Below are 12,056 nucleotides of genomic sequence, written 5' to 3'. Positions count from 1 at the left end.
AGATACTTTTTATATAGTAAGTTTTTTGTTGAGGTCTTCAACAAATTTTTTGAATTGTTTGTCGGTGGTAGATAAGTTATCTACGGTTTTGCATGCATGTAAAACAGTGGCGTGGTCACGTTTGCCAATTTGAGATCCAATACTGGCTAAAGAGGCTTTGGTGAATTTTTTAGCAAAAAACATAGCTAGCTGTCTTGCCTGTACAATATGTCTTTTACGAGTCTTAGATTGTAAGGTTTGTATATCCATTTGGAAATAATCGCTTACTACCTTCTGAATATAATCTATAGAAACTTCTCGCTTGGTATTTTTTACGTAGTTGTCTACAATTTTTTTAGCGAGTTCTAAGGTGATATCCTTTTTGTTGAAAGAAGAGTGGGCTATAAGCGAAATAATCGCCCCCTCCAATTCGCGAATATTCGTTTTAATATTATTGGCTAAAAACTCAACAATCTCCTCAGGCATCTCTACACCGTCTCTGTAAAGTTTGTTTTTAATAATAGAAATCCTGGTTTCAAAATCTGGATGTTGCAGTTCGGCAGAAAGCCCCCATTTAAACCTGGAAAGCAGGCGTTGCTCAATATCCTGCATATCTACCGGTGCCTTATCACTGGTTAAGATAACTTGTTTACCGTTTTGATGTAAATGATTGAAAATATGGAAAAATACATCCTGGGTTCCCGCTTTACCTGATAACAATTGAATATCATCAACAATTAAAACATCAATAATTTGATAAAAATGAATAAAATCATTTCTATTATTTTTCTTGACTGATTCTATGTACTGCTGGGTAAACTTTTCAGCCGAAATATATAGAACGGTCTTTTCGGGATATTTATCTTTAATTTCAACCCCAATGGCATGTGCTAAATGGGTTTTTCCTAATCCTACCCCGCCAAAAATAAGCAGTGGGTTAAAAGAAGTTCCTCCCGGTTTATTGGCCACAGCCAGTCCGGCCGATCTTGCTAAACGGTTAGAATCTCCTTCCAGAAAATTTTCGAAATTGTAGCTCGGGTTTAATTGTGATTCAATTTTTACATTTCTAATTCCCGGGATTATAAATGGGTTTTTTAATTCTGGGTTTTTATTCTTTATAGGTACATCTACTTCCTGGGAAGTCATATTACTGCGCTGTGTACTCGGAATCTTTTCGGTAAACGGCATTTTGTTTCCGTAAGTATTTTCCATCTTAATCACATACACCAATTTTGCTTTTTCTCCAAGCTCTTTGGTAAGTGAAACTTTTAAAAGCTTTACGTAGTGCTCTTCCAGCCACTCATAAAAAAACTTTGAAGGCACTTGAATACTTAGGGCACAGTCTGTAAGTTTTACTGCTTGTATGGGTTCAAACCACGTTTTATATGCCTGTGGAGTAATATTATCTTTGATAAAAGCCAGACAGCTATTCCAAACTGATTGCGCAGTTTTTGACATGCTTTGTGTTGTATTATTTTAGGTTAGTAGTGGTTTATTTGTAGTTAAAAAGATATAGGGGTCTCTTAACTTAAGTGGAACAAATATGTGAACAAATTATCTAATAAAAAAACCAGTTTGGGCTTGACTTTTAAGAAAAATTTACGCATACTTATTTCCGCCAATGAAAATACAAAACCTCATTCACATTACCTGTTAAATTCAGTATGAAAAGTCATGTCTCTTATGTTAAAGTCCGTTATGCAGAAACCGATCAAATGGGGGTGGTGCACCACGGAAATTATGCTCAATACTTCGAAATAGCACGTCTTGAGTGGCTTATGGCCTTCGGGATTTCGTATAAAAATATGGAAGAAACCGGGGTGATGTTACCTGTTTATGAACTTCAAACAAAATTTTTAAAGCCAGCCGTTTTTGAAGATGAACTTAAAATTGAAGTAAAATTGAAAGAACTTCCGTCTGTGAAGATAACTTTTGAATATGTAATTTATAATCAAAATAAAGAACTACTCACAACCGGGGCTACTACACTTGTTTTTATGGATGCTATTTCTAAAAAACCTATTCGATGCCCAAAATATATTTTAGATAAGTTGAAATAATAATTAAACAAATTCTTATACTTTTAGACCTGTAGGGTTTGCGCGATTAAACGTCATTTAAAAAAGATTTTAGGAATGTATGCTGTTTAAATTTTAATGTTCCATTCTTTTTATTCCTACCTTGTAGGTTGAATTGAATTTTTCAAAAATTGCATCTGCTTCTTTTTTTCTAACAGAAATATAAATTTTGCAATCCAGGGCCAGTTTTTGCTCTATAATTGTAAGGTTATTTTCCTTTATTAAGCGCATTACAATATTCATTTCGGGATAATCAAAACTAATCTCAAATACTTCGTCTATAGTGTATGTAATTATATCGGCTTCTTCCAGGGCCATTTGTGCGGCGGTTTTATACGCATTTATAAGTCCGCCAACACCAAGTTTTACACCACCAAAATACCTTACCACAACAATTAAAATGTTGGTGACTTCAAACGACTGGATTTGGCCGTAAATGGGCATCCCGGCAGAATTTGAAGGCTCTCCATCGTCGTTGGCCCGATATTGAAAATCAGATTTTCCTAATTGCCAGGCATAACACCAATGCCGGGCTTTGTGGTGTTTCGATTTTAATTCTTCTAAATGAAGAGTAGCTTCGTCTTCAGTTTTGACCGGAAAAGCATAACCGAAGAATTTTGAGTTTCGGTCTTTAAATAAAACTTCGGGAGAAGCTTTGGTTATGGTTTTATAGGTGTCTTTCATTATTATTGAATTTTAAATCCTACTTGATTACGCTCCCTAGTTTATTGGGAGAAGTAACCTGTAATTGGATATAATCTTTTACTGACTACTTGCTACCAAAATAATACTTAGCACAGCCAGGGCAATACCAATCCAGTTTTTCTTTAGTAGCACCTCTTTAAAAAGTACAATCCCAAGGATGGTAGAAGCTAGTACAATCCCAACATGATTTAAAGTGAAAATCACCGAATTTTCAAATCCCGGAGAACGGAGGGCCATTACTAAAAAATAGATCGAAAAATAATTGGGAATTCCTAATGCGATTCCGCCGGCAATGTTCCTCCAGGTAATTTTTAATTTTCCTAAAAATGCCTGGCCAATTAAAATAAGTGTCCCAATTATTCCTGCAACACCAAAAATACTGGACGAAAAAAGTCCTACATCATTTTCTGAAACATAAAAGTTTTCCAGGTAATTTATAGTGGTATCAATAACTCCACTTCCAATAAAAACCAGTAAGGGAAATATGAGGTTTTCTCTTTTTATACTTATGCCTTTTTTTGTTTTTATTGAGCTTAAGTATACCGCCACCAAAGCAAGTATAACCCCCGTAATTTTTAAGAACCCCAGACTTTCATTATAAATAAATATTCCACAGAAAACCGGGATGGCAACCGACATTTTGGTAGCTACCGAAACCACCGATAGCCCGCTGCGCTGTGTGGTGATAGCTGCAAGATTAAATACAGTAATAAACAGGGCACCTAAAATAATAATACCCATAAACCATGATTCAGAGGGAATCCTTATCAGGTCTTCCGTACTTTCAATATACCCAAAAAAGCCTACAGTACATGCTATAAAATAATTAATAATTATAGCCTGTAGTGTGTTTACACCATATTTTTTATAAAGTCTAAAGACTACAAAAATTATGGTAGAAGAAAGAATGCTTAGCAGTAGGTAAATCAAAACAATTCCTTTCTGGCGGTAAATAAATCTATAATGTCTTCCTTCTCCGGATTAATATTCCAGGTGTGTAGCCCTAAGCTTTTGGCGGCTTCGGTGTTTTCTCTGGTGTCGTCTATAAAAAGGCATTCCCCGGCTTCTAAATTATGCTCTTGTAGTACAAACTCATAAATCTCCGCATCGGGTTTTCTAAAATTTATTTCGTGCGAAAGATAAAATGCATCAAAACAAGCTTTAAAATCTTCAAAAAAAGACACATTTTCTTTTATCCAATCTATATGAATTTCATTGGTGTTGCTTAGAAGAATTAACCGGTAATTTTTTTCTTCAGAAAGTTTCTTTAGAAATCGGTAGCGGTATTCGGGGAAGTCTATTAAAATGGCATTCCAGGAATTTTTAAACTGGTGTTCCTGAAGCTTAGGATATTCGGTTTGGTAAGATTTTATAAAAGCTTCTGATGAAATAAGCCCCTTTTCATATTGCTGATTTACTTGCAGTAAATTTTCTGAAAGTGCTGGGATTTGATGTTTACTCATTTCACGCATAGTTGCCGGTTTGTCCAGGTTTACAAATACGTCTCCAAAATCGAATATTAGGTTTTTAATCATTTTTGTAAATTTTTAAAGTATCTCGTTCCAGGTTGGTTTTTAAAATTGTCTTGCCTGAAAATCCCGGTGCTTTTACACCTTCATGAAACTCTGAAATTCCCGAAAAAACCCTGGCTTCGTCCCAAAGATTAAAATTTATAAATTCCTGAAGCGTTTTTGCTCCTCCTTCAATAATAAGCGACTGTAAGTTGTGCCTGTGTAGCACCTCGCAAATTTGTGCCGGGAGCTGTTCCTTAAAATTTAAGGTTTCAAATACTAAATTAGGGGTAGATGTTTCGGTTTTTTTGGTGAAAACAATAGTTTTTATACTACTATCAAATAAAGCTGAATTTTCTGGAATTTTTAATTCCCTGTCTATCACTACCCGCACAGGATTTTCACCTTTCCAAAGTCTTGTGTTTAATTTAGGGTTATCTGCAATGGCAGTGTTTGTACCTACTAAAATAGCTTGTTCTTCACTACGCCATTTGTGTACCAATTGCTTAGAATATTGATTGGTAATCCAAACCGGCTCCCTTGTTTCCTGAATTTTTGGAGCGATAAAACCATCGGCGGTTTGGGCCCATTTCAAAACAATATAGGGGCGCTTTTTTTGATGAAAGGTGAAAAAGCGCTTGTTGAGATCCCGGCATTCTTTCTCTAAAACACCAATTTGGACATCACAACCTGCTTCCATCAATTTCTTAATACCACGCCCGGCTACCTTAGCAAAAGGGTCTATGGTGCCAATTATCACTTTTTTAATGCCTTTTGCAATAATTAAATCACTACACGGAGGAGTTTTTCCATAATGGCTGCAAGGCTCCAGGCTAACATATATTGTGGCGTGCTTTAAAAGCGATGTGTCTTTAACAGAATTTACCGCGTTTACTTCAGCATGGGCTTCCCCTGATTTTTGATGCCAGCCTTCACCAATAATTTTATTTTTATGAACAATTACGCTACCTACCAATGGATTAGGGTAGGTGGTTCCCAGGCCATTTTTGGCCAGTTCGATACAACGTTTTATGTATTTTTCGTGTATATTCACACCGCTAAAATAGGATTATTTACCAAGAATGAGCATACTAAAAATACGCGAGATTCAAAAGGAAGACAACCAGCAAGTTGCCAAAGTGGTGAGAAAGGTTTTATTAGAAATGGGCGTTCCCAAAGTTGGTACTGCCTATGAAGATGAAGCCCTGGACAATATGTTTGCTACATATCAAAAGCCACGAATGGCCTACTTTGTGGTAGAAGAGAAAGGAAAAATTCTTGGTGGTGCGGGTATTGCCCCACTAATTGGACTGGAAGAAAACATCTGTGAATTACAAAAAATGTATTTCCTGCCCGAGGCCCGTGGCAAAGGTTTAGGTGCAAAAATGATGGATGCCAGCCTGAAATTTGGTAAATCCCAGGGTTTTAAACAATGCTATATTGAAACTTTGCCTTATATGCAAGACGCAAGAAAACTTTACGCCCGTAGCGGATTTAGATCTTTAGAAAAACCGCTGGGAGAAACAGGTCATTATAATTGTACAATGTGGATGATTAAGGATATTTAAAAGTGAAGAGTGAAGAGGAGGTGTTAAATACTTTTCCTAACCCACAAACAGAAATAACTGAAAACTTACACAGGAGAACTGATAACTCATAAATTTAAATGAAATTAAAAGCACAAAAAGAACTTTTTCTAGAAACGCTTGAAAAAGATTATCTGGTTGAAGAAGTGCTTTCATTTTTCTTTTTGCTCACTGAAGCATTTTTGGGAGTAAGGCGCTTAGACCTGGCTTTAGATCCGGATCTTGAAATAGAACCTGCTAATATAGGTAGGTTTGAAAATGCTTTGGCAAGGTTAAAAAACCATGAGCCTATTCAGTATATTATTGGGGAAACCGAGTTTTTCGGATTAACTTTTAGTGTAGATAATAATGTGCTGGTGCCAAGACCGGAAACAGAAGAACTAGTGCAATGGGTTTTAGAGGATTTTGCTCTGGAAGAAAAACCATTGAAAATTTTGGATATAGGGACCGGGAGTGGCTGTATTGCGATTTCCCTGGCAAGACATCTTCCTAAAGCTAAAGTTTCGGCCCTGGATATTTCTGAAAAAGCCCTGGAAATTGCTAAAGCCAATGCAAAAAATAATGAGGTGGAAATTAGTTTTATCCAGCAGGATATTTTAAAAACCGAAACATTATCGAGTCATTGGGACATTATAGTATCTAACCCACCTTATGTGCGCGAGCTGGAAAAAAAGGAAATGCAACGAAATGTTTTGGACCATGAGCCTGAAACAGCTTTATATGTTAAAGATCAAGATCCTTTACTTTTTTATAATAAAATCACGAAATTAGCTAAGAAGGCCCTTAATCCTAAAGCAAAACTTTACTTTGAGATTAATCAATATCTCGCCGAAGAAACCAAAACAATGATGCAGGAGCAGGGTTTTATCTGTGAAAAGCGAAAAGATCTCTTTGGGAATTTTAGGATGTTAAAGGGAGTTGCATCAACTAATTAAAGTACTATGAGAAAATTTATTGGTTTGCTCATTTGCGCCTTTATCATGAACTCGTGTAACCTGTTTGGAGGAACCGGTGTTGATTTTGAAATAAAAAATAATACTAATGCTGTGTTACATAGCGTACAGCTTAAAACAAACAAAGGTTCTAAAACTAAAATTTTTAATAGACTCGAGCCCGGTAAATCGGTTTCGGGTTTTTTGAAAATGAAAAAGGGCAAAGGTAATGGGGGTTATGTTCTGCAATATGAAAGGGAGGAGGAGAAAGCTGAGAAAATCATCAACGAAAAATTTTCTGATGGAAACGCCATGAGCCATAAATTGATTTTTGAGATCGAAGCAGATACTGTATATCTTGATATAGAGCATTATTATTAGTAATACTCTTGAGGCTTATTTCTATTAAATTGGGATGAGTTTACGCAAGGCTTTTGGTTGGGAAGGTTAGAAGTTTATCCCGGTAATTTTTAAACAAGAAAACATTTATTTTGGAAAAAAGCACTAAAAATAATCTTAAGAGTATTGCCGTTTTTTGCGCAAGTAGCGACGGAAATGATGAGAAAATATATGCCGAATCTTACCGCTTGGGCAAAACTTTAGCTCAAAAAAACATTCAATTGGTTTATGGAGGAAGTAAACTTGGTTTAATGGGGCAGGTAGCTACCGGCGCATTACAAAATAACGGAAAAGTGATTGGGGTGATTCCAGATTTTCTGAAAACCAAAGAATTGGTGCACACCGGTTTAAGCCGGTTAATTACCACGCGCGATATGCATGAGCGCAAGCTTAAAATCCATGAACTAAGCGACGGTTTTATAGCTCTTCCTGGTGGTTTTGGTACTTTTGAAGAACTTTTTGAAATTGTTACCTGGGCGCAGTTAGGACTGCATCAAAACCCTATTGGCTTATTAAATATCGACGGATTTTATGATGATTTAATAGCTATGCTTAAAACTATGGTTAGAAAAGGTTTGCTTAAAAAAGAGAATTTTGACCTTCTGATAATTGCTGAAAATACTGAAGAATTGTTGGAAAAAATGTACCACTTTAAGCCTATGCCTGTGCCTAAATGGATGCGTAAAGACCAGACTTAAAAAGGATTCTTAGAAATGAAAATCCAGAAGCTTCAAATATATTCATAATGTAGCTAGACAATTGCTGTTTTATAGGGAGCTATCAAATTTGAAACTTGCCGAATATAGATGATGGATTTAAAAGGAGATGCTTGGCATGTTTTAAGCTTTCCTGTCTATAGCTAAAAATCGATTAATTTCTGTGGTGGCGCCACTTTAGTGTAACAATCACTTTTCTTAATCGTCTTTAAAAAAACATAATTTATGAGGAAAATATTATTTTTCGTGCTTTTTATCATTTCTGTAGGCCAAATTAACGGACAGGAAAAACCTAGTATCTCGGAAATCATTAACGAGGCTAATACGCTCTATAAAGAGAAAAACTACAAGACCGCCAAAGACAAATATTTAAAAATAGTAGAACTAGCAGATTTTGAGTGGCAAAAAATGAATGCTACTTACAATGCTGCCCGTTGTTTAGCTTTGCAAAAAAAAGTAGATAGCGCTGTTGTCTTATTAGATGATGTTGTGAAGTATGGGTTTAAATATAAATCTTACCTTATGAAAGATTCCGATTTAGCTATTTTGCATAAAAATAAAAAGTGGGAAAAATTAGTAGATAAAATCCCTGAACCTAATTTGCCTAATAACAACCCAAATCGTGCTCAAATTGTTACGAGTGATATTCATAATTTTTGGCAAGCCTATAATTTAGTGCGAGAAGACTCTTTAAATGCAAAGAATATTTACAAAAAATACTATTTCGAGAAGGCTAGTGATGGTATGCAAGATTATATGGGTGCAAAAGTAAGTTCCATCGATTATTTTGTAAAACACGTTGAATCACATCCAAGATTATATAAAACGATAAAAGAGAACACTTTGATGGTCGATGAATATAGAAAAGGCATTCAAAGCAGTTTTAAGAATCTTAAAGAAATATACCCCAAAGCAATATTTCCAGACGTATATTTTATAATTGGTGCGTTTACAAGCGGTGGAACAGTTACACCTACAGGTTTGCTAATTGGTGTAAATCAAATGAGTGATGGAGAGGGAGTAGATACAGGAGAACTTGATTTTGGCGATAAATTATTGATGAATAAATCTAAATACCTCCCTAATGTGGTTGCTCATGAATTAATTCATTTTCAACAGGACGGAATGAAAAAAGATACAACCACTCTTGGATATGTAATACAAGAAGGGATGGCCGATTTTATTGGTGAATTGATTAGCGGGGAGACGCCCAATCGCAAAATTTTTGAATGGGCAAAAGGGAAGGAAAATAAAATATGGAGTGAATTTAAAAAGGATATGTATTATGATCGATACAATAATTGGATAGCTAACTATAAAACAGCTTCTGAAGATAGTTATCCAGATTTGGGTTATTGGGTTGGTTATGAGATTTGTAAATCTTACTATGAAAATTCAAAAGACAAAAGGCAGGCAATAAACGAAATGCTGAATATTCAAGATTATAAAGAATTTTTGAAGGACAGCAATTGGGAACACAAACTGAAAATAATAAATCAACGCGAAGAGCGTATATAAGAAATAGTGGTTTAAGGGCTTAAAATAAGGAGGTTTTGGTGAATTTATTGTCAGTGCCAGTGCCAGTGCAAAAAATCACGCCAGGGAATCCGCTGCTTTTTATTCACAATTAGGAATTAGGAATAAGGATAAAATATAATTGAATTTACCTCTTGCTAGGACTTCCGTAAACCTAAATCGGCCATTTTCTCGGATGAAAATATTTTTAGTATTAGTGAAGTTTGACTTGCACCTAAAAATATTCAGAGGGAATTCAATTTTCTAAATATTAATTGTAAACTTGATATATATGATGGCAGTTTTAAGCTGTTTTGTGTAGTTGGTGAAGATGAAAGCTTGTCTGTTGGTATTTTCAAAACCTTAAAAATTGGTTTCCTGCCAAAAGTCCCAATGGTAAATTTCAATTTGAAATAGAATTTACACATCATGGAAAAAAACATTGCCTTATTTTTGAAAACGATAAACTAAAAACTCAGCAATAATTTAGCAGTTCTCCTTTTTATGACTATCCAGGAAAAGATTAAACAATTACGAGAAGAATTACATAGGCACAATTACCTATATTATATTGAAGATAAACCTGAAATAAGCGATTATGACTTTGATATGAAGCTAAAAGAGCTTCAGCAACTGGAAGAGCAGCATCCCGAATTTGAGGATAGCAACTCGCCAACAAGACGTGTAGGGGGCGCGATAACTAAAAATTTCAATACTGTTGTTCACGACCATAGAATGTATTCGCTTTCCAACTCCTATTCGAAGGAAGAGTTGGAAGATTGGGAAAAACGTATTGAAAAAGCTATTGGCGGGAAAGTGCAGTATGTTTGCGAGTTAAAATATGATGGTGCTTCCATTAGTCTTACCTATGAAAATGGTATGTTAAAGCGTGCAGTTACACGGGGTGACGGTTTTCAGGGAGACGATGTTACCAATAATATAAAAACAATAAAATCTGTACCCTTAAAATTAAAGGGCGATTTCCCTAAGAAATTTGATATTAGGGGAGAGATTGTTTTGCCGTATGAAGGTTTTGCAAAGATGAATGCAGAAAGAATAGAAGCAGGAGAAGAACCTTATGCTAACCCCAGGAACACCGCCTCGGGAAGCTTGAAACTTCAGGATAGTGCCGAGGTAGCCAAAAGACCTTTGGATTGCTTGTTGTATAGCCTGGTAGCCGATAGCTTACCGGTAAAATCTCAATTTGAAGGCCTTGAAAAAGCAAGGGAGTGGGGTTTTAAAGTTCCGGCTGAAGCAGAATTAAAAAACAGTATTGCCGAGGTACTGGAGTATGTGAATTACTGGGATCAGTACCGCCACGATCTTCCTTATGAAACCGATGGCGTGGTGGTAAAAGTAAATAGTTTTGATCAACAAGACGAGCTGGGGTATACAGCTAAATCACCTCGTTGGGCCATGGCTTATAAGTTTAAGGCAGAGCAAGAAAGTACAAAACTGAATAAAATTACCTACCAGGTAGGCAGGACAGGTGCAATAACCCCCGTGGCTAATCTCAATCCGGTGCAATTGGCGGGAACTACGGTAAAGCGGGCTTCTTTGCACAATGCCGACCAGATTGAAAAATTGGACGTTAGGGAAGGGGATATCGTTTTTGTAGAAAAAGGAGGTGAAATTATTCCAAAAATTGTAGGTGTAGATTTTACACAAAGAGATCCGGCAACCCCCGAAACCAAGTATGCTGAAACCTGCCCTGAATGCGATAGCGAGTTAGTTAGAAAAGAAGGGGAAGCACAACATTACTGCCCTAATTATCATGGTTGCCCCCCGCAAATTATTGGGAGAATTCAACATTTTATTTCACGAAAAGCAATGGATATTGAAGGCCTGGGCGGGGAAACAGTTGCTTTATTAGTGAATGCTAATTTAATTGCCAATTACGCCGATTTATATACGCTAAAAAAAGAGGATGTTCTTCCCCTGGAACGAATGGCAGAGAAATCGGCCGATAACCTAATTAATGGTATTGAAAAGTCTAAAGAAATTCCCTTTGAACGTGTTTTGTTTGCTCTTGGTATTAGGTATGTAGGGGAAACAGTAGCTAAAAAACTGGCAAAATATTATAAAAGTATAGATGCATTAGCTTCAGCGAATATCGAAGACCTTACCGCAGTTGATGAAATAGGGGAACGCATTGCACAAAGTGTCACCGACTTCTTTGCTTCAGAAGAGAATAAAGTAATTATTGAGCGTCTTAAAGATTACGGGCTTCAATTAGAAATAGCTGTTGAGGAACTGGAAAACCAAAGTGATAAACTGGGAGGAAATACTTTTGTAATTTCGGGGGTTTTTGAAAAGGTTTCCAGGAATGAACTCAAGAAAATGATAGAAGATAACGGAGGGAAGGTCTCTGGATCTATTTCGGGAAAAACAAATTATTTAGTAGCCGGGGACAATATGGGGCCTAGTAAACTCACAAAAGCAGAAAAATTGGGGACTACAATTATAAGTGAAGATGAGTTTTTGGAGATGCTTGATTAATTTTTTTTGAGTTCGTTTTTCCATCAATAGAAAAAATGAGCTTTAGTATTAATAGGTACGAAGTTTTTATAAAACCCATAGAAAAGCCTTTGTTTATTGGCACCGCCAAAGGGTGTAATACCCCGAGGTAGTTTGC

The 12,056-nt window shown here is 36.0% G+C and carries 12 protein-coding genes; 7 read left to right on the top strand and 5 right to left on the bottom strand.

Translation table 11 applies throughout. The features are described 5' to 3' along the window. Positions 1-9: 9 nt before the first annotated feature. Positions 10-1,437 (bottom strand): chromosomal replication initiator protein DnaA, encoded by a 1,428-nt coding sequence (dnaA, locus tag GUB10_RS12855; protein WP_193711857.1) that lies wholly within the window; start codon positions 1,435-1,437, stop codon positions 10-12. Between the two features lie 206 nt (positions 1,438-1,643). On the opposite strand from dnaA, the gene GUB10_RS12850 reads away from it, so the two are divergent. Then, positions 1,644-2,039: a thioesterase family protein gene (locus tag GUB10_RS12850; protein ID WP_193711856.1), complete on the top strand. Its 396-nt coding sequence runs from the start codon at positions 1,644-1,646 to the stop codon at positions 2,037-2,039. 93 nt (positions 2,040-2,132) lie between these two features. Here the strand turns inward: GUB10_RS12850 and GUB10_RS12845 are convergent, their stop codons facing one another. From GUB10_RS12845 to ribD, 4 genes are all read right to left on the bottom strand, one after another. After that, a complete protein-coding gene (locus GUB10_RS12845; protein ID WP_193711855.1) occupies positions 2,133-2,741 on the bottom strand; it encodes a YigZ family protein in 609 nt (202 codons plus the stop codon). A gap of 78 nt (positions 2,742-2,819) precedes the next feature. Continuing rightward, on the bottom strand, positions 2,820-3,692 hold the full coding sequence (locus GUB10_RS12840; protein ID WP_193711854.1) for an EamA/RhaT family transporter: 873 nt from the start codon (positions 3,690-3,692) through the stop codon (positions 2,820-2,822). After that, positions 3,689-4,297 carry an HAD family phosphatase gene (locus GUB10_RS12835; protein WP_193711853.1) on the bottom strand — a complete coding sequence of 203 codons (609 nt, stop codon included), beginning with the start codon at positions 4,295-4,297 and terminating at the stop codon, positions 3,689-3,691. Before GUB10_RS12835 ends, GUB10_RS12840 begins: the two co-directional genes overlap by 4 nt. Further along, the gene (gene ribD, locus GUB10_RS12830) at positions 4,290-5,327 is read right to left on the bottom strand and encodes a bifunctional diaminohydroxyphosphoribosylaminopyrimidine deaminase/5-amino-6-(5-phosphoribosylamino)uracil reductase RibD (RefSeq protein ID WP_193711852.1); all 1,038 of its coding nucleotides are present in this window, start codon (positions 5,325-5,327) and stop codon (positions 4,290-4,292) included. Before ribD ends, GUB10_RS12835 begins: the two co-directional genes overlap by 8 nt. 28 nt (positions 5,328-5,355) lie before the next feature. Here ribD and GUB10_RS12825 point away from each other — a divergent pair, with 28 nt between their 5' ends. The 6 genes from GUB10_RS12825 (at position 5,356) to ligA (ending at position 11,920) form a co-directional block, all read left to right on the top strand. Continuing rightward, entirely contained in the window at positions 5,356-5,841 is a 486-nt protein-coding gene (locus GUB10_RS12825; protein WP_193711851.1) for a GNAT family N-acetyltransferase, read from the top strand. A 98-nt stretch (positions 5,842-5,939) separates the two neighbouring features. After that, complete coding sequence (gene prmC, locus GUB10_RS12820) at positions 5,940-6,794, top strand: peptide chain release factor N(5)-glutamine methyltransferase (RefSeq protein WP_193711850.1); 855 nt, start codon at positions 5,940-5,942, stop codon at positions 6,792-6,794. 6 nt (positions 6,795-6,800) lie between these two features. Beyond that, positions 6,801-7,172 (top strand): hypothetical protein, encoded by a 372-nt coding sequence (locus GUB10_RS12815; RefSeq protein ID WP_193711849.1) that lies wholly within the window; start codon positions 6,801-6,803, stop codon positions 7,170-7,172. A gap of 107 nt (positions 7,173-7,279) precedes the next feature. After that, on the top strand, positions 7,280-7,888 hold the full coding sequence (locus tag GUB10_RS12810) for a TIGR00730 family Rossman fold protein (protein ID WP_193711885.1): 609 nt from the start codon (positions 7,280-7,282) through the stop codon (positions 7,886-7,888). Positions 7,889-8,131: 243 nt separating this feature from the next. Then, a complete protein-coding gene (locus GUB10_RS12805; protein ID WP_193711848.1) occupies positions 8,132-9,424 on the top strand; it encodes a DUF2268 domain-containing putative Zn-dependent protease in 1,293 nt (430 codons plus the stop codon). 501 nt (positions 9,425-9,925) lie between these two features. Next, positions 9,926-11,920, top strand: coding sequence for an NAD-dependent DNA ligase LigA (ligA, locus tag GUB10_RS12800; protein WP_193711847.1), 1,995 nt, complete (start codon positions 9,926-9,928; stop codon positions 11,918-11,920). Positions 11,921-12,056: the final 136 nt, after the last annotated feature.

The sequence above is a fragment of the Salegentibacter sp. BLCTC genome, from assembly GCF_015143665.1.
In the GTDB taxonomy this organism is placed as follows: Bacteria; Bacteroidota; Bacteroidia; order Flavobacteriales; family Flavobacteriaceae; genus Salegentibacter; species Salegentibacter maritimus.
Note: the sequence above shows the minus strand (reverse complement) of the source record. Positions and strands in the feature narration are given on the sequence as shown.

Bases quoted from the DNA above. Each gene is read 5' to 3' on its own strand.
- dnaA (WP_193711857.1), bottom strand. From the start codon at position 1,437: ATGTCAAAAACTGCGCAATCAGTTTGGAATAGCTGTCTGGCTTTTATC.
- GUB10_RS12850 (WP_193711856.1), top strand. From the start codon at position 1,644: ATGAAAAGTCATGTCTCTTATGTTAAAGTCCGTTATGCAGAAACCGAT.
- GUB10_RS12845 (WP_193711855.1), bottom strand. From the start codon at position 2,741: ATGAAAGACACCTATAAAACCATAACCAAAGCTTCTCCCGAAGTTTTA.
- GUB10_RS12835 (WP_193711853.1), bottom strand. From the start codon at position 4,297: ATGATTAAAAACCTAATATTCGATTTTGGAGACGTATTTGTAAACCTG.
- GUB10_RS12825 (WP_193711851.1), top strand. From the start codon at position 5,356: ATGAGCATACTAAAAATACGCGAGATTCAAAAGGAAGACAACCAGCAA.
- prmC (WP_193711850.1), top strand. From the start codon at position 5,940: ATGAAATTAAAAGCACAAAAAGAACTTTTTCTAGAAACGCTTGAAAAA.
- GUB10_RS12815 (WP_193711849.1), top strand. From the start codon at position 6,801: ATGAGAAAATTTATTGGTTTGCTCATTTGCGCCTTTATCATGAACTCG.
- GUB10_RS12805 (WP_193711848.1), top strand. From the start codon at position 8,132: ATGAGGAAAATATTATTTTTCGTGCTTTTTATCATTTCTGTAGGCCAA.
- ligA (WP_193711847.1), top strand. From the start codon at position 9,926: ATGACTATCCAGGAAAAGATTAAACAATTACGAGAAGAATTACATAGG.